Below are 17520 nucleotides of genomic sequence, written 5' to 3' on the forward strand. Positions count from 1 at the left end.
TGGCGCCGCCCGGCGCCCCGGCTTGCGCCGGGGCAGCGGCAAACGTGCGCCAGATCGCGACCGACAACACCGCCGACAGCGCCGCGAAACCGAACCAGCCCGACGCCGCACGCTGGCCGGCCAGCGCGCTGCCGATCAGCCCCGTCACCACGATGCCGACGCCGGGCCCCGCGTAGATCACCCCGCTCCACTCCGGTGCGTACAGTTCAGCCAGGCGCCGCAGCCCCCATTGCGACATGAACACGAACGTCCACGCGCTGACGACGCCCGCGACGAAGCGCACCGCGAGCCATACGGGCAGCAGGTGGCCGACGCCCATCGCGGCGGTCAGCAACACGGTCGCCACGAGCCCGAAGCGCACCATTCGCGCGGGCGCGACCCGCAGCGCCGCGCAACTGACCGCGCCGACGAAATAGCCCGCGTAGTTCGCCGATGCGAGCCAGCCGCCGGCCTTCAGACCGATCGAGCCGTCGGCGAGCATCAGCGGCAATAAGGGCGTGAACGCAAAGCGACCAACGCCGAGCACGACCGCGAGGCCGACCATGCAGGCCAGCGCGGCCGTGCGGGCGCGGCGGTCGGCATCGTCGACGGAAGGCGCGCCGGCGGCGGCGGTCGGGGCATTCGAGCGGGACATGGCGGCATGGGCCGGCGTTCAACGCGCCGGCCGGATCGGAAATCGGAATGCTTCCATCGTAGCTTGACCAAACGTTCTCGAAAAATGAATAATTAAGAATCCATTCATCGCTAGGAGAGAATCATGGATCTGGCGGCGCTGGCGATTTTCCGGGCCGTGGTGCGCGAGAACGGCGTGACGCGCGCGGCGGCCAAGCTCAATCGCGTGCAGTCGAACGTCACGACGCGCATCAAGCAGCTCGAGGAAGAACTCGGCGCGGCGCTGTTCGTGCGCGACGGCCGCCGGCTCGTGCTGACGCCGGCCGGGCACACGCTGCTGCCGTATGCGGAGCGCCTGCTCGCGCTCGCCGACGAGGCGCGCGACGCGGTGCGCGAGGACACGCCGCGCGGGCGGCTGCGGCTCGGCACGATGGAGAGCACGGCCGCGAGCCGCCTGCCGACCGTGCTCGCGCGTTATCACCATGCGTGGCCCGACGTGTCGCTCGAACTGCTGACCGGCACGACGGGCTGGCTGATCGACCGCGTGCGCGACTTCGAAATCGACGCCGCGCTGTTCGCGCGCCCGCCCGCACCGGACACGCTGCCCGACACGTTCGAGACGGTGCCGATCTTCCGCGAGGATCTGGTGTTGCTGACACCACGCGGCCATCCGCCGGTGCGCACGCCGCGCGACGTGATCCTGCCGACGCTGATCGCGTTCGAACGCGGCTGCACGTATCGCAAGTACGTCGAACAGTGGTACGCGACGCACGGCGTCAAGCCGGCGCGCGTGCTCGAACTCGGGTCATATCACGCGATCGTCGCGTGCGTCGCGGCAGGTGCCGGCATCGCGGTCGCGCCGCGTTCGGTGCTCGACCTGCAGCCCGAGACCGGCAACATCACCGCGCACGTGATCCCCGAACTGGAAGGCATCGATACGCTGCTAGCGTGGCGGCACGGTTATGCGTCGGCGGCACTGGCCGCGTTGCGCGATGCGCTCACCGAAGCCGCGCGGCAGCCGGACGGTACGGCGAAGCCGCCGGTCACCGTGCCGGCCTGAATCGTCGGGCGGCCGGCGCGCATTGTTCCGGCGTACCAACAAAAAGACCCGATCGGCATGCGCCGGTCGGGTCTTTTTCATTTCACGCGATGCCGCAACGAAACGGCATCGCATCGGTCATGACGATCAGAGCCGCTCTTCGACCCAGCCCTTCACGCCGGCCAGCGCGCCCGGCAGGTTCGCCGGCTCGGTGCCGCCTGCTTGCGCCATGTCCGGACGGCCGCCGCCCTTGCCGCCGACCTGCTGCGCGACGAAGTTCACGAGCTCGCCGGCCTTGACCTTCTTGCTTGCGTCAGGCGTGACACCCGCGATCAGGCTGACCTTGCCGCCTTCGACGGCTGCCAGCACGATTGCCGCGCTCTTCAGCTTGTCCTTCAGCTTGTCGACCGTTTCGCGCAACGTCTTCGCATCGGCACCGTCGAGCGTCGCGGCCAGCACGAACACGCCGCCGATTTCGACGGCCTGCTGCGCGAGCTCGTCGCCCTGGCTCGATGCGAGCTTCGACTTCAGCGCGCCCAGTTCCTTCTCGAGCGACTTCACCTGGTCCTGCACCTGCGCGATACGCTGCGTGAGTTCCGACGGCTGCGCCTTCAGCGCGGCCGCGGCTTCGTTCACGCGAGCGTCGAGTTCCTGCACGTAGCGCACCGCGTTGTCGCCGGTGATCGCCTCGACGCGGCGGATGCCGGCCGCGACACCGCCTTCGACGACGATCTTGAAGAAGCCGATGTCGCCGCTGCGGCTCACGTGCGTGCCGCCGCACAGTTCGCGCGAGAAGCCGAGGTCGAGCACGCGCACTTCATCGCCGTACTTCTCGCCGAACAGCGCCATCGCGCCGCCCTTCACCGCTTCGTCGTACGGCATCACGCGCACGATGCCCGGCGCGTTCGCGAGGATTTCGTTGTTGACGATCTGCTCGACGCGACGGATTTCGTCGTCGGTCATCGGCGCGTTGTGCGCGAAGTCGAAGCGGGTCTTTTCCGCGTCGACCAGCGAACCCTTCTGCTGCACGTGCGCGCCGAGCACTTCGCGCAGCGCCTTGTGCATCAGGTGGGTGGCCGAGTGGTTGCGCTGCGTGCGTGCGCGGCGATGCGCGTCGATTTCCGCGCGCATCACGTCGCCAACCTTCAGCGTGCCCTGCTCCAGCGTGCCGTGGTGGCCGATCACGTCGGCCTGCACCTTCAGCGTATCGGCCACCGCGAAGCGCGTCGCTGCGTTCGCGAGCACGCCCTGGTCGCCGACCTGGCCGCCCGACTCCGCGTAGAACGGCGTGTGATCGAGCACGACGACCGCGTCCTGGCCCGTCTTCACTTCGTTGACCGACGAACCGTCGACGTACAGCGCGACGATCTTCGCGTCGTCGAACGCGATTTCCTCATAGCCGTGGAACGTGGTCTTCGCGCCCGTGTATTCGAGGCCCTGCGCGGCCTTGAACTTGCCGGCCGCACGCGCCTGCTCGCGCTGGCGCGCCATCGCGTCGTCGAACGCCGGCTCGTCGACCGTCATCCCGCGCTCGCGGCACACGTCGGCCGTGAGGTCGAGCGGGAAGCCGTAGGTGTCGTGCAGCTTGAATGCGAGCTCGCCGTCGAGCACCTTGCCGCCCTTCGCTTCGACGTCGGCCAGCGCGGCTTCGAGGATCGACATGCCGTGCTCGATCGTCTCGAAGAAGCGCTCTTCTTCCTGGCGCAGCACGTCGGTCACGCGCTGTTCGGCTTCCTTCAGCTCCGGATACGCGACACCCATCTCGGCGACGAGGTCGGCCACCAGCTTGTGGAAGAACGAGCCCTTGCGGCCGAGCTTGTAGCCGTGGCGGATCGCGCGGCGCACGATCCGGCGCAACACGTAGCCGCGGCCTTCGTTGCCGGGAATCACGCCGTCGACGATCAGGAACGAGCACGCGCGGATGTGATCGGCGATCACCTTCAGCGAGTTGTTCGTGAGGTCGCTGATTTCGGTCACGCGCGCGGCGGCCTTGATCAGGTTCTGGAACAGGTCGATCTCGTAGTTGCTGTGCACGTGCTGCAGCACCGCGGCGAGACGCTCGAGGCCCATGCCGGTGTCGACCGACTGCTTCGGCAGGCGCGTCATGTTGCCCTGCGCGTCGCGGTTGAACTGCATGAACACGAGGTTCCAGATCTCGATGTAGCGGTCGCCGTCTTCCTCAGGCGACCCCGGCGGGCCGCCCCACACGTCCGGGCCGTGGTCGTAGAAGATTTCGGTACACGGGCCGCACGGGCCGGTGTCGCCCATCGTCCAGAAGTTGTCCGACGCGTAGCGCGCGCCCTTGTTGTCGCCGATCCGGATGATGCGCTCGGTCGGCACGCCGACTTCCTTCGCCCAGATGTCGTACGCCTCGTCGTCTTCCTGATAGACCGTGACCCACAGCTTGTCCTTCGGCAGCTGGTAGACCGTGGTCAGCAGCTCCCACGCGAACTTGATCGCGTCGTGCTTGAAGTAGTCGCCGAACGAGAAGTTGCCGAGCATCTCGAAGAACGTGTGGTGGCGCGCCGTGTAGCCGACGTTCTCGAGGTCGTTGTGCTTGCCGCCCGCGCGCACGCTGCGCTGCGCCGTCGTGGCGCGCGAGTACGGACGCGGATCCGTGCCGAGGAACACGTCCTTGAACTGGACCATGCCCGAGTTCGTGAACATCAGCGTGGGGTCGTTTCCGGGCACGAGGCTCGACGAGCGGACGATCGTGTGGCCCTTCGATTCGAAGAATTTGAGGAATTTCTCGCGGATTTCGGCAGCTTTCATGGCGTGCGGGGAATGTCTGGCTGAGACGGCTTCAAACGCCGGCCGTCCTCGCGGACGCACGGCGGCAGTTATCGTAAACGCTCGATTATACGATACAGACTGACGCCCCAGCCGGCGCGGCCGCGCGGGCGGCCCGCCTCCGCGGACGAGTGCGCCGGGCCACTGCCGCGGCCGATTCGCCTTAAGATGCTCGGCATGCCAACCGGCCTTGCCCGACAAGGCCAGCCACGAAAGGAGACGATTCGACGATGGGTGCCCTGAGCCATATCCGTGTTCTGGACCTCACCCGCGTGCTCGCGGGCCCGTGGTGCGCGCAGACGCTTGCCGATTTCGGCGCGGACGTGATCAAGGTCGAGCGCCCTGGCGCCGGCGACGACACGCGCCACTGGGGGCCGCCGTACCTGAAGGACGCGGACGGCGCGGATACCGCCGAGGCCGCGTACTACCTCGCGGCGAACCGCAACAAGCGCTCGGTGACGATCGACATCGCGACGCCCGAGGGCCAGCAGATCGTGCGCGAGCTCGCCGCGCAGAGCGACGTCGTGCTCGAGAACTACAAGGTCGGCCAGTTGAAGAAATACGGGCTCGATTACGAATCGCTGCGTGCGGTGAAGCCCGGCCTCGTCTACTGCTCGGTCACCGGCTTCGGCCAGACGGGCCCGTACGCGCACCGCGCGGGCTACGACTTCATCATCCAGGGGATCGGCGGCTTCATGAGCATCACCGGCGAGCGCGACGGCGAGCCGGGCGGCGGCCCGCAGAAGGCCGGTGTCGCGATCGCCGACCTCGCGACCGGCCTCTACTCGACGATCGCGGTGCTCGCCGCGCTCGCGCACCGCGACCGGACGGGCGAAGGCCAGTACATCGACATGGCGCTGCTCGACGTGCAGGTCGCGCTGCTCGCGAACATGAACACCAACTTCCTCGCGAGCGGCAAGCCGCCGGTGCGCTGGGGCAATGCGCATCCGAACATCGTGCCGTACCAGACGTTCCAGACGCGCGACGGCTGGATCATCGTCGCGGTCGGCAACGACGGGCAGTTCCGCAAGTTCGTGGAGGCCGGCGGCCAGCCCGAGCTGGCGGACGACGAGCGTTTCGCGACGAATCCGTCGCGCGTACGCCACCGCGACACGCTGGTGCCGATCCTCGCCGAGATGGTGAAGACGCGCGACAAGGCCGACTGGATCGGTGCGCTCGAAGCGGCCGGCGTGCCGTGCGGCCCGATCAACGATCTCGACGAGGTGTTCGACAACGAGCAGGTCGTCGCGCGCGGGATGCAGGTATCGCTGCCGCACCCGTGCGGCGCGGACGCGAAGCTCGTGCGCAACCCGATCCGGATGAGCGCGACGCCGCCCGAAGCACGCACGGCCCCGCCGCTGCTCGGCGCACAGACCGACGACGTGCTGCGCGACATGCTCGGCTACGACGACGCGAAGATCGCCACGCTGCGGGCGAAACAGGCGATCTGAACTCGGCGGCCTGCGCGGGCGTGGACCGGCCAGCGGTGGCAGCGGCCGCAACCACCGCCCCGCCCCGCGCCGTCAATCGTGACGGGCGAGCGCGTCGAGCCAGCCACGTGCATCGGGCCAGTCGCCGAGCCCGCTGTCCGCGTTGATGTGGCCACGCGGGCCGATATCGTGGAATGCGCTGCCCCATGCGTTCGCGCAGGTGCGGGCGAACGCGAGCGAGCCATACGGATCGTCGCTGCTGGCGACGACGCAGGTCGGAAACGGCAGCCGTTCGTACGGCACGGGCCCGAAGCCGTGTGCATCGACCGGAAACGCGGGACCGTCGGGATCAGGCAGCGCGACCAGCAACGCGCCGCGCACCTTCGCGAGCGCGGCCGGGCGCGCATAGCGCGTCGCCCACCACGCGGTGGTCAGTGTGCCGAGGCTGTGACCGGCAATCAGCACCGGCCCGCGCGCGGCTTCGACCGCACGATCGAGTGCGAGACACCAGCCGTTGCGGAACGCCCGGTCCCAGTCGGGCATCGCGACGCGCGAGAAACGTGCGTCGGCACGCTCCCAGCGGCTCTGCCAGTGAAGCGGGCCCGAATTGGCGTAGCCCGGCAGGACGAGAACGGGAAATGGGCTCATGGAAAGTGCGTCGACGAATGAAATCGTTATGGTGCGTCGGCGCAGTGTCGCACACCCGTTCCTCCCTGATGCTGCCTGTCTGAAACCGGAAGGATGTGCGTGGGGTCGGGACGCGTCGAGCGCAGCGTCGCGACCGGACGGCAAGCCGCCTGTCAGGCGGCTCGCGTCATGTCATCGGTCAGCGCACGTTCGCGCCAACGATACCGCCTGCCGCGGCACCCGCGACCGTGCCGAGCGGGCCGCCCGTCACCAGGTAGCCGAGCGCACCGCCCGCAGCCGCGCCGATACCGGCATTGCGCTGCGTATGCGTCATCGCGCATGCGCCAAGTTGCGACAGGGCCGCGACGATCACGGCGGTACGAACGATAAACGTGGTCTTCTTCATCATCATTTTTAGTTTCCTCCGGCCGCGCGGCAACCCGAACGGCGGCATTGAATCGGTGAAGCCATCATAGGCAACGCCAAACGGCCCGGGCAATCCGATTTACGTCGTGTTACAGCCGACACAATATCGAGATAATCGGTCGAAACCCGCCCCCGCCATGCCGCCAGCCGCGCGGGACGGACCCCGGTCAGGTAGAATCACGGGATTAAACCGGCGCGACGCGCCGACACAACCTGACGCCATCCGCATGAGCACCGAACGCAACGACGCCCCCGCGGCTTCCAATTTCATCCGCAACATCATCGACGACGACAACCGCACCGGCAAATGGAGCGGCCGCGTCGAGACGCGCTTTCCGCCCGAGCCGAACGGCTATCTGCACATCGGCCATGCCAAGAGCATCTGCCTGAACTTCAGCGTCGCGCGCGACTACGGCGGCGTGTGCCACCTGCGCTTCGACGACACGAACCCGGAAAAGGAAAGCGTCGAGTACGTCGACTCGATCGTCGACGCGGTGCGCTGGCTCGGCTTCGACTGGCGCAAGGACGCGGTCGATCACCAGTACTTCGCAAGCGACTACTACGACAAGCTGTACGAGTTCGCCGAGCTGCTGATCCAGCGCGGCAAGGCGTACGTCGACAGCCAGAGCGCCGATGAAATGCGCGCGAACCGCGGCTCGCTGACGGAAGGCGGCAAGCCGTCGCCGTTCCGCGAGCGCACGCCTGAAGAAAACCTCGACCTGTTCCGCCGCATGAAGGCCGGCGAGTTCAAGGAAGGCGAGCACGTGCTGCGCGCGAAGATCGACATGGCTTCGCCGAACATGAACATGCGCGACCCGGTGATCTACCGGATCCGCTACGCGCACCACTATCGCACCGGCGACGCATGGTGCGTGTACCCGATGTATGACTACACGCACTGCATCTCGGATGCGCTCGAAGGCATCACGCATTCGCTGTGCACGCTCGAATTCGAGGATCATCGCCCGCTGTACGACTGGGTGCTGAACGAACTCGCGGAAGCCGGCAAGTTCACGCGCCCGCTGCCGCAACAGATCGAATTCTCGCGGCTGAACCTCACGTACGCGATCACCAGCAAGCGCAAGCTGCTGCAACTCGTCACCGAAGGCCACGTCGACGGCTGGGACGACCCGCGGATGCCGACGATCGTCGGCGTGCGCCGCCGCGGCTTCACGCCGGAGAGCATCCACCTGTTCTGCGAGCGGATCGGCGTGACGAAGATCGATTCGTGGATCGACATGAGCATCTTCGAAGGCGCGCTGCGCGACGACCTCGACGACAAGGCCGCGCGCACGGTCGCCGTGCTCGATCCGCTGAAGCTCGTGATCGACAACTACCCGGAAGACCTCGAGGAAGCGTGCACGGCGCCCGTGCATCCGCACCACCCGGATCGCGGCATGCGCACGTTCCCGATCTCGCGCGAGCTGTGGATCGAGCGCGAGGACTTCGTCGAGAACCCGCCGAAGGGCTATTTCCGCCTGTTCCCTGGCAACAAGGTGCGCCTGCGCTACGGCTACGTGATCGAGTGCACGGGCTTCGACAAGGACGCCGACGGCAACGTGACGGCCGTGCACTGCAACTACTTCCCGGACAGCAAGTCGGGCACCGAAGGCGCGAACACGTACAAGGTCAAGGGCAACATCCACTGGGTCAGCGCGAAGCATGCGCAGCCGGCCGAAGTGCGGATCTACGACCGCCTGTTCAAGGAGCCGCATCCGGACGCGGGCGGCGCGAACTTCCTCGAGGCGCTGAACCCCGATTCGAAGAAGATCGTCCAGGCGTACGTCGAGCCGGGCAATGCCGACATCGCACCGGAAACGCGCCTGCAGTTCGAGCGTCACGGCTACTTCGTCGCCGATCGGGTCGATTCGAAGCCGGGCAAGCCCGTGTTCAACCGGATCGTCGGGCTGCGCGACAGCTGGGGCAAGCCGGCGTAACGGCGTGCTTCGCGCGCGACGCGCGGCTTCGCAAGCCGCCGTCGCGTGACCATAAAAAAACCGGCTCCAGGGCCGGTTTTTTGTTGCGTGCTTCGAAGCGAAGCCAGCTCATGGGGCAGCGGAAGCCGCCGCGCTCATTCACCCGCCCATCAACCGCCGATGCAAATCCGCGAGCGGCAGCTTCGTGCGAAACAGCCGCGCGAGGCTGCGGCTTGCATACGCATCGATGTCGCCGGGCACGGTCCAGCGGTACGCATCCATCTCGGGAATCAGCGAGCCGTCGCGGCGGCTCGGAAACATCGACGTGCACGTGCAGTGCGCGGGATCGATCTCGCCCTCGGCCACCTGCACCGCGAACAGGTGCAGATCCTTGTCGTGCCGGTACGCGAAGCGCCCGAGATCGAGCAACCGGGCCGGCGCGAATGCGATGCCGGTTTCCTCGAGCAGTTCGCGCAACGCCGCGTCGGCCGGCGACTCGCCGGGCTCGCCCTGCCCCTTCGGGATGTCCCAGTGCGTGGTATCCGTCGCGTGCGCGAGGAACACGCGGCCGGCCGCATCGAGGATCACGACGCCGCACGACACCGTGCGCGGCGCGCCGCCCCGCTTCATCACGCGCGTGCTCAGCGTTTCTGCAGCTGCCACTTGCCCGCGTCGGTCTTGCAATAGACGGGCTTGAGCGTCATCGTCTGGCCCTTCGCGGTGATGTCGGTGGCGATTTCACGGCAGGTCTTGCCGTCCGTCTCGGTCGTGGTCGGCGTCAGCTTCGCATCGATCTGCGTGCCGCGGCCGCTGCTTTGCCACGTCGTGGTCTCGCCGTCCTTGCCTTCGTCGCGCACCTGCACGACAGCCTTGGAGAGCGACGCACGGTCGGTCTTGCTGAAGTAGCTGAGCGGCGTGTCGTTCAGGAAATTCAGGTTGTTCTGCGCATGGGCGGGCAGCATCGCGGCTGCGCACGCGGCGCCGGCCAGCACGCGCGTGACGACGGAAAGGGATGCACGCATCGACATGTTGTTCTCCTTGGATGTTCGATCGAACGGCGCGATGCATGCCAGCGAACCGGCACGCACACTGCGCCTGTCAGCGAGCGAGGATAGCATGCGTGCCGTCGGCGCCGCCTTCTAGTGGCCTGCCGGCGCGGCCGTTGGCTGATATCCGTCAGTCAGCGTACCCAGGAACGCGATCACGTCCTTGATCTCGGCCGCGTTCAGCGCGGGCTGTTCGCCGCGCTTGCGATCGAACGGCGCTTCGCGGTTGATGTTCGGCCAGTAGCGCTTGGGCAGGTCGTCATAGATCTGCACCTTCCCGTGCTCGACCGGATAGAACTTCTCCGGATGGATGTCGCGCTCGACGTAGAAGCGCATCACGTCCTCGAGCGTGTGATACACGCCGTTGTGGAAGAACGTCTTGCGCAGCGCGACGTTGCGCAGCGACGGCGTGCGGAACAGCCCGCAGAATTCGTCGCGGCCCTTCAGGTCGGTACGCTCGGGGCCGCACGCGCCGAGATCGTGGAAGCGCGGATCGCGATTGACGGGCAGCGCGCGATTGCGCGGTACCGCGATCGCGATCAGCCCGAAATCGCTGAACTGCGGCGGGCCGCCTTCAAGCGTGCGCTGGCTCACGTGACAGCTCGCGCAGTTGCCCTTCTTCTCGTCGTTGAACAACTGCAGCCCGCGCAGCTCCGCGGGCGTGAGCTGCGCGTGGCCGGCCAGGTACGCGTCGTACTTGCTCGTGTACGGATCGAACAGCGCCGGCTGTTGCTGGAAGGCGTCGAGCGCGCGCAGTACCGCGTCGAAAGTCGCCTGATCGTCGCCGAGCACCGTGTCACCGAACGCCTTGCGGAAGGCGTCCGCATAGGGCGCCGCGCGAACCGCCTTCGCCACCCGCGCCGGCGAGCTGCTCATCTCGAACGGTGAAGTGAGCGGAATGCGCGCCTGCGCGTCACGCGTGTCGACGCGACCATCCCACGTCAGGCCGCCGGTCGGACCCGCGTCGATGCTCTCGTCCCCCTCGTCGGGCGAGTCGTGGAAGTGCTCGCTGAACGGCGGAATACCGCGCAGGTATTTCAGCGACGGCACAGCGCGAAAGCCGGTGCGATGCATGTCGTCGCCGCCGAGTTGCACCGACAGCGCATTCGGCGGCCCGAACGCATGCTCGGCGCTGTGGCACGACGCGCACGCGAGCTTGCTGGACCCCGACAGCGACGGATCGAAGAACAGCTGCTTGCCCAGCGCCGTCATCTGCTTCACGCCTTCGAACACCTGCGCGCGCGTCTGCGGCTGGCTGGCCGAAGCAACCGCCGGTGCGGCCTGCGCGGCCGGCACGACGGACGCGGCCGTCTGACTTGCGCCGGGCCGTGCATCGCAACCGGCAAGCGCCGCGAGCGCGGTGGCAAGCGCCAGCGTCGTCGCGGCATGGATTAACGAGCGCGCGGACATCAGGGATTTCGGGAAGCTGTGCATCGTCGTTCTTCTTGTAGCGGTGGGCAATCGGCCGGAGCTTATGTCAGTTCCGTGACCATTGCATGACGTTCAACCGACAGTCAATTGAAAGCGCCCCTACACCCGGCTGTCAAATCGGTTCCAGATAATGCGCGCAGTCGGTCGGCCATCGAAGCTGCTGTGCCGGCCCTACGCAAACCCGATTCCCACACGCGACAAACGACTAAAGAGAGAACATCGCATGAAGAAGCACGCCTGGATTCGCCATACACCGATCGCCCTCGCGGCCGCACTCAGCCTGACCGCCTGCGGCGGCGACGACGTGACGCAACAAGGCCTGTCCACCGTCAAGAACGTCGTCGTGATCTATGCGGAAAACCGCAGCTTCGACAACCTGTACGGCAACTTCCCGGGTGCGAACGGCCTGCAGAACGCGACGGCCGCGAACTCGGTGCAGAAGGATCGCGACGGCTCGACGATGGCGACGCTGCCGAAGATCTGGGGCGGCCTGACCGCGACCGGCATCACGCCGGCAGTCAACGAGGCGATGACGGCGAACCTGCCGAACGCGCCGTTCGCAATCGACGACCCGAAAGGCTTCAACCAGTCGATGAGCATTGCGACGCGCGACATCGTGCACCGCTTCTACCAGGACCAGATGCAGATCAACGGCGGCAAGAACGACATGTATGCCGCGTGGACCGATGCGGGCGGCCTGACGATGGGCCACTACACCGCCGATCCGTCGAAGCTGCCGCTGTGGAAAATCGCGCAGCAGTACGTGCTCGCCGACAACTTCTTCATGGGTGCGTTCGGCGGCTCGTTCCTGAACCACCAGTACCTGATCTGTGCGTGCGCGCCGTTCTATGCGAACGCGGACAAGAGCCCGGCGGCCGGCAAGATCGCAGTCCTGAACGCCGACGGCAAGTCGCTGAAGGTTGCCACGAACTCGCCGGCATCCGCGCTCAGCGGCCCGCCGAAGTTCGTCAACGACGGCGCGCTGACGCCTGACTTCTACGGCATCAACACGATGCAGCCGGCGTATCAGCCGAGCGGCAACAAGGCGGCCACGGGCGGCGATCCGCTGCTCGCCGACCCGGCCAACGCATCGACGATGCCGCCGCAGACGGCGACCAACATCGGCGACCTGATGACCAACGCGGGCGTGTCGTGGGCATGGTACGGCGGTGCGTGGGGCCAGGCGCTGCAGGCGAGCCAGAACGGCACGTCGAACGTGATCTACGGTGCCGATCTGTCGACGCCGAACTTCCAGCCGCACCACCAGCCGTTCAACTACTTCGCGAACCAGGCGCCGGGCACCGCGAGCCGCGCGCAGCACCTGCTCGACGGCGGTGCGAACGGCGCCGAGTTCATCAAGGCCATCGACGCGGGCACGCTGCCGCAGGTCGCGTTCTACAAGCCGCAAGGCAACCTGAACGAGCACCCGGGCTACACGGACGTCACCTCCGGCGACCAGCACATCGCCGACGTGATCGCGCACCTGCAGGCGAGCCCGCAGTGGAAAAACATGGTCGTGGTCGTCACGTACGACGAAAACGGCGGCTTCTGGGATCATGCCACGCCGCCGAACGCCGACCGCTGGGGCCCCGGCACCCGCATTCCGGCGCTGATCGTATCGCCGTACGCGAAGAAGGGCTTCGTGGACCACACGCAGTACGACACGGGTTCGATCCTGCGCTTCATCACGCGCCGCTTCTCGCTGCCGCGCCTCGCGGGCCTGCAACAGCGCGACGACGCGCTCAAGGCGAACGGCGGCCAGCCGATGGGCGACCTGACGAACGCACTCGCGCTGTCGCCGAACCTGTAACGGCATTGCGATGCACCGGCCGGCGCGACGCCGGCCGCATACGACAAAGGGCGGCTTCGGCCGCCCTTTGTCATTGCACACACGCGAACGCAAGCACGTACGCGCCGCGTCACCCGCCGTACTTCCTCCCCGCGCCATCGAGTGCGATGGCCAGAATCATCGCGCGTGCATTCGGCGGCGTCGGCTGACCACTCGGGCGGAACACGTCGTCCCCGCACGCGATCCGCGCGCCCGACAGCACGCAGACACCGGCTTGCCGTGCGCGCCCGGGTTTCCAGTGCTGCTCGCCGAAGTGCGCACGCCCCGGTTCGACCCAGCGTACGACCAGCAACTGCGCCGAACGCTCGAGCACCTGCACGTGCGGGCGGACCGTCGACGCGCGCGGACGGTCGAGCGCCGCAGCCAGGATCATCGCATTCGGTTCGAACGGCGCCCGCCCGCGCGGGCTGAAGACAGCGTCGCCGCAAACGATCTTCTCGCCGGACAACGCGCAGTGGCCCGAGCGGAGCGCGCGCCCGGGTGCCCAGCGCTGTTCCGCACCGCCCGGCCCAAGCCAGCGCACGATCAGCATCTCGTCCGAAAAAGCGAGCACCTGCACGCGCGCATTCATTCGACACCACGCATCGAGCTTCCATTCGCCGGCGGACGCGCCGCGGCACGCGTGCTACCACCCATACTTCAGCTCGACCCCGACATAGTCGGCGTTGTGCCCGCCCGCCTGGCGGATCGCATCGCCGACCTGGAAATGCACGGCCTCGATCGCACCGATCAGGTTCGCCGCGATCGTCCAGTCCGCCCGCAGTTGCACGTACATCCCCGTCCACAACCCGCCCTTGCCCGCCGTGCCCGGCACCACCGCGTTGCCCTGCTGGTAGACCGCATCGCCGGTCGTCTCGCGCCACTGGAAACCGAGCGCACCGAGCAGCGACAGGTTCGGCGACGGCTTCAGCGTCACCGACGGCTTCACGTGGATCAGGTTCGAATACCCGGTGAAGCCGGCGAGCGTGAAGTAATAGCCGTTCGGAAACAGCGGGTTGAAGGTTCCGACACGCCCGTCGTGCGGATGCCGGTCGCCCGACGCCGCGTCGACCTGCAGCGCGACGCGCGGCGACCACGGCGCGTCGAGCCGGTAGCCGGCGATCGAGCCGACCGCCCACGCGCGGATCGTGCTGCTGCCGACCGTCCCCGTCTGCAGCATCGTTTCGAGATCCCAGTCGAAGCGGCCATGCGTACCGGTATAACGCAGGTCCCACACGTCGCGATGCTCCGCGCCGCTCGCATCGAGAAAGCGCGCGTTGCTGCGGTTGTAGCGCGACCAGTAGCCCGACAGGTCGCCGGGCCCCACCGACTGCCGTTCGAAGCGCACACCGCTGAACGTGAGGTCGCGGTTCGACACGTCGTCGAACGTGGACGCGGCGCGGTTCTGCACCGGCTGCGTCGCATACGCGATGAAGCGCCACTTCCCGTATTCGTAGTCGGCCCACACCGCATCGAACGCCTGCCGCACGTTCGGGCCGTCGCGCGCGGCGATGAAGCGCTGCAGGTCGAACGCCATCTCCTGCCGGCCGACGCGGAACTTGAACGTGCCGCCGCCGAGCGCACCCGTGTAGGTCGCGAATGCCTGCTCGAGATCGAGCGGATTCTTGTCGACCGGCGAGATCGTGTTCTTGCCGAATGCGCGGTCGTCCTGCAACTGCACGAAGAACTGCCAGTGCTGGCCGAGATGCGCATCGGCATGCACTTCGACGCGCTGGATCAGGTACGTGTCCGATTGCGCGGAACCGATGCCGAACAGCGGCGCGTCGTTGGTCTCGAGACGCTCGCGCAGGTTCACGCCGAGCGACAGATAGGATGCCGGATCGTTGCCGAGCGGAATGTACTTCAAGCCGTCGAGCGGTGCGCGCGGCACACACGGATTCGCGAGCACCGACCAGTCTTCCTGCCAGCGGTTGAACAGCACGGCCGGCCGCTTGGCCGTGCACGTCGAGGCGGCGCTGTCCGTGCCCGGCGCCGATTCCGGTGACGTTTCGGCGAACGCGGCGCCGCGCCCGGCGAACAACAGCCCCGCGACGACGGACGCGCGTGCGGCACGATCGAAGCGGCGGCTGCCATGCCTCCGTTCCCGCTGTACGCTCATGCGCGCTCCTTCGCCACGGCACCCGCGGATTGCGCCGCGCACAGCGCGAGCACCGCAAGCGCACAAACCGGCGCGAGCAACGCCAGGAAACCGACGTAGCGGAACCCGAGTGCCCCGCACGCCGCGCCGAGCGCGAACGCGACGATCGCAGGCAGCATCTTCGCGAAACGCGCGCGTGCCGCCGTGCGCACGCTGTCGGCCGTGCCGGCGGACAGCATGTCGACGACGTCGAGGATTGCCTGCGTCACGTTGCCCGTCATCACCGTGTTCGGCACGCTTCCCGCATGCGGGATCACGCGCGGATGCGCGTTCTGCACGCCCATCGCGAACGCACCGACGATGCCGGCCACCAGCACCGGCAGGCTATCCGATTGCGTGACGGGCGTCGCCCACACGCCGGCCGCGCAAAAGCCGAGCAGCAGCACGGCCTGCACCGCATGCAGCGCGCGCGTGCCCTGCCACGCCGGCCGCCCCGACATCGACCGCGCGATCAGGCTGCTCGCGATCACGCCGCACACGAACGCGGGAAACACGCTGAGCTTCAGCACGACACCCTGGCCGAAGCCCGCGATGCCCGCGCCGATCAGCACGAAGTTGCCCGTCACGTGCGCGGTGAACAGCCCGAACAGCGCGACGAAGCTCAGCGTATCGACGAAGCCGGCCACCGCCGCAAGGATCGTATCCTCGTGCTTCATCGCGCCGCGCTCGCGTGGATCTCGGCGACATAGCCGCCCGGGAACTGCACGAGCGCAGCGTCGCGGCCGTCCGACGTGAACGGCGGCACGAGCACGGTCACACCCGCGGCCTGCGCCTTCTTCAGCGTTGCGGCGAGATCGGTAACTTCATAGCCCGTCATTTCATGCCCGTACGGATACGGCAGGTGGCCGTCGGTCACGAGCACGGTCATCTTGCCGAAGCCCGATTCGATACGGATGCGGCGGTACGTCTCGTTCGGCCGGCCGATCTCGATGCCCGGCGCCTTGAGGGTGTCGGACACCACCTTGCCGTTCGAGAACTTCACGAAGTCGTGCACCAGTTTGCGCACGCTTTCCGGCGACACGTACACGCGGTTCTCCGGCACTTTTTCCAGCGCATCGTAGTGTGGTGCTTCGGTATGCCAATAGAGCTGCATGTTCAGCCCGCCAGCCCAGCGGATGATCGCGTCGCGGCCGATCGGATCGGGGAACGTGTCGACGATCACGTCCGCGCCGTGTGCGCGCGCCGTCTTCATCGCGACGTCCATGTCGGTGACGAGATAGCCGGTACGCTCCGCGCAGAACGGGTACGGGATCGGCGTCTTGAAGCCGAACACCGAGATCGTGCCGACCGGCGTAAGCACGAGTTGCGACATCGTTTGGCTCGGCGTGGGCGTGACCTGAAACACGCCCTGCTTCGACTTCTTGCCGCCGAAGGTCGCGACGAAGCTGTCGGTGAAGCGGTCGAAATCGTCCGGCGCCACGCACACGTGCGTCGTGTCGTACTGCGGCCCGACGGCCAGCACCGGCACCGGCGCGGGCGGGACCGGCGGCTTCGCGTGCACGATCGGCGCGACGGCGAGACCGCCCGCGATCATCGCGGCGAGCAACACGGAACGAAGGGTTTTCATGACAGGGTTTCCTGGTTGTTTCATCGTCATCGAGGTGTGCGGCCGTCGCCGGCCGGGTGCTTCGCATCGGCGAGCAGGGTCGCGAGCACGAGTGCGGCGATCAGCCCGAGATGCTCGAAAAAGCTGTTGAGCGCCATGAAATGCTCGGCGCCCGTGCGGTTCCAGAAATCGTTGGCCACGGCCATCGCAACCAGCGTCAGCATGCCGAGGCTGCCGGCGCCGAGCCACGTGAAGCGGCCCAGCACGATGCACAGCGAGCCGGCGATCTCGACCGCAATCGCCAGCGCCGCCCATAGCGCGGCCGGCTGCAGCCCGAAATGCGCCTGCTCCGCGACCGCGCCGTTGAAATCCAGCGCCTTCGCGACACCGCCGATCAGGTACGCGGACACCAGCGCCAGGCGCGCAAGCGGCAGGACCCACGGCTGCGCGAGCAGCGCGCGGACCCACGCCGGGTTGCCGGCGCCGCGGCGAGTGATCGGGGTCGCCATGTCAGACCGCCCAGCACGAACAGCCGAACGCGCCCCAGAAGCCCTTCGCGTCCGATGTCGGCAACTCGCGGCTCCACGCGTTCGCATGTGCATGGCCGTGCATACCGCACGCACTCGCGCAACCGCATTGCGCGGCGGCCGCCGCGGCCCGCTGCAGCTGCG

Annotated in this window: 16 protein-coding genes and 1 pseudogene; 4 read left to right on the forward strand and 13 right to left on the reverse strand. The window is 67.5% G+C overall.

The genetic code is table 11. The features are described 5' to 3' along the window. The coding region (locus G3O06_RS39825; protein ID WP_205819377.1) for a YbfB/YjiJ family MFS transporter at positions 1 to 634 on the reverse strand (634 nt) is incomplete at its 3' end. A gap of 123 nt (positions 635 to 757) precedes the next feature. Between G3O06_RS39825 and G3O06_RS39830 the strand changes: the two genes are divergently transcribed. Beyond that, entirely contained in the window at positions 758 to 1672 is a 915-nt protein-coding gene (locus tag G3O06_RS39830; protein WP_205819378.1) for a LysR family transcriptional regulator, read from the forward strand. Positions 1673 to 1798: 126 nt separating this feature from the next. Here the strand turns inward: G3O06_RS39830 and alaS are convergent, their stop codons facing one another. Then, positions 1799 to 4423, reverse strand: a complete 2625-nt coding sequence (gene alaS / locus G3O06_RS39835; protein ID WP_174972528.1) for an alanine--tRNA ligase — start codon at positions 4421 to 4423, stop codon at positions 1799 to 1801. Positions 4424 to 4671: 248 nt separating this feature from the next. Here alaS and G3O06_RS39840 point away from each other — a divergent pair, with 248 nt between their 5' ends. Then, the gene (locus tag G3O06_RS39840) at positions 4672 to 5892 is read left to right on the forward strand and encodes a CaiB/BaiF CoA-transferase family protein (protein ID WP_205819379.1); all 1221 of its coding nucleotides are present in this window, start codon (positions 4672 to 4674) and stop codon (positions 5890 to 5892) included. Positions 5893 to 5964: 72 nt separating this feature from the next. Here G3O06_RS39840 and G3O06_RS39845 read toward each other — a convergent pair whose 3' ends face one another. Further along, a complete protein-coding gene (locus G3O06_RS39845) occupies positions 5965 to 6519 on the reverse strand; it encodes an alpha/beta hydrolase (RefSeq protein ID WP_174972523.1) in 555 nt (184 codons plus the stop codon). Between the two features lie 178 nt (positions 6520 to 6697). Next, positions 6698 to 6907 (reverse strand): ornithine acetyltransferase, encoded by a 210-nt coding sequence (locus G3O06_RS39850; RefSeq protein WP_011351716.1) that lies wholly within the window; start codon positions 6905 to 6907, stop codon positions 6698 to 6700. A 244-nt stretch (positions 6908 to 7151) separates the two neighbouring features. Between G3O06_RS39850 and G3O06_RS39855 the strand changes: the two genes are divergently transcribed. Further along, positions 7152 to 8861: a glutamine--tRNA ligase/YqeY domain fusion protein gene (locus tag G3O06_RS39855; RefSeq protein WP_205819380.1), complete on the forward strand. Its 1710-nt coding sequence runs from the start codon at positions 7152 to 7154 to the stop codon at positions 8859 to 8861. Positions 8862 to 8999: 138 nt separating this feature from the next. Here the strand turns inward: G3O06_RS39855 and G3O06_RS39860 are convergent, their stop codons facing one another. From G3O06_RS39860 to G3O06_RS39870, 3 genes are all read right to left on the reverse strand, one after another. Then, complete coding sequence (locus G3O06_RS39860; RefSeq protein ID WP_205819386.1) at positions 9000 to 9470, reverse strand: NUDIX hydrolase; 471 nt, start codon at positions 9468 to 9470, stop codon at positions 9000 to 9002. 11 nt (positions 9471 to 9481) lie between these two features. Beyond that, the gene (locus tag G3O06_RS39865) at positions 9482 to 9868 is read right to left on the reverse strand and encodes a hypothetical protein (protein ID WP_174912858.1); all 387 of its coding nucleotides are present in this window, start codon (positions 9866 to 9868) and stop codon (positions 9482 to 9484) included. Positions 9869 to 9979: 111 nt separating this feature from the next. Beyond that, the gene (locus G3O06_RS39870) at positions 9980 to 11320 is read right to left on the reverse strand and encodes a cytochrome c peroxidase (protein ID WP_205819381.1); all 1341 of its coding nucleotides are present in this window, start codon (positions 11318 to 11320) and stop codon (positions 9980 to 9982) included. A 220-nt stretch (positions 11321 to 11540) separates the two neighbouring features. On the opposite strand from G3O06_RS39870, the gene G3O06_RS39875 reads away from it, so the two are divergent. Continuing rightward, entirely contained in the window at positions 11541 to 13127 is a 1587-nt protein-coding gene (locus G3O06_RS39875; RefSeq protein ID WP_174972519.1) for an acid phosphatase, read from the forward strand. A gap of 109 nt (positions 13128 to 13236) precedes the next feature. On the opposite strand, the gene G3O06_RS49385 is transcribed toward G3O06_RS39875, so the two are convergent. The 6 genes and pseudogenes from G3O06_RS49385 to G3O06_RS39900 form a co-directional block, all read right to left on the reverse strand. Then, the gene (locus tag G3O06_RS49385) at positions 13237 to 13539 is read right to left on the reverse strand and encodes a DUF3331 domain-containing protein (protein WP_241020479.1); all 303 of its coding nucleotides are present in this window, start codon (positions 13537 to 13539) and stop codon (positions 13237 to 13239) included. Beyond that, a pseudogene (locus G3O06_RS49390) lies at positions 13528 to 13737 on the reverse strand (DUF3331 domain-containing protein); the annotation flags it as partial. The gene G3O06_RS49385 and the pseudogene G3O06_RS49390, both read right to left, overlap by 12 nt. A gap of 54 nt (positions 13738 to 13791) precedes the next feature. Then, complete coding sequence (locus G3O06_RS39885; protein ID WP_205819383.1) at positions 13792 to 15264, reverse strand: alginate export family protein; 1473 nt, start codon at positions 15262 to 15264, stop codon at positions 13792 to 13794. Continuing rightward, positions 15261 to 15959 (reverse strand): YoaK family protein, encoded by a 699-nt coding sequence (locus tag G3O06_RS39890; RefSeq protein ID WP_174972513.1) that lies wholly within the window; start codon positions 15957 to 15959, stop codon positions 15261 to 15263. Before G3O06_RS39890 ends, G3O06_RS39885 begins: the two co-directional genes overlap by 4 nt. Beyond that, a complete protein-coding gene (locus G3O06_RS39895; RefSeq protein ID WP_205819384.1) occupies positions 15956 to 16870 on the reverse strand; it encodes a glyoxalase in 915 nt (304 codons plus the stop codon). Before G3O06_RS39895 ends, G3O06_RS39890 begins: the two co-directional genes overlap by 4 nt. Before the next feature lie 26 nt (positions 16871 to 16896). Next, positions 16897 to 17358, reverse strand: a complete 462-nt coding sequence (locus G3O06_RS39900; protein WP_205819385.1) for a DoxX family protein — start codon at positions 17356 to 17358, stop codon at positions 16897 to 16899. Positions 17359 to 17520 lie beyond the last annotated feature (162 nt).

Source organism: Burkholderia sp. Ac-20345, assembly GCF_017104825.1.
Lineage (GTDB): Bacteria > Pseudomonadota > Gammaproteobacteria > Burkholderiales > Burkholderiaceae > Burkholderia > Burkholderia lata_B.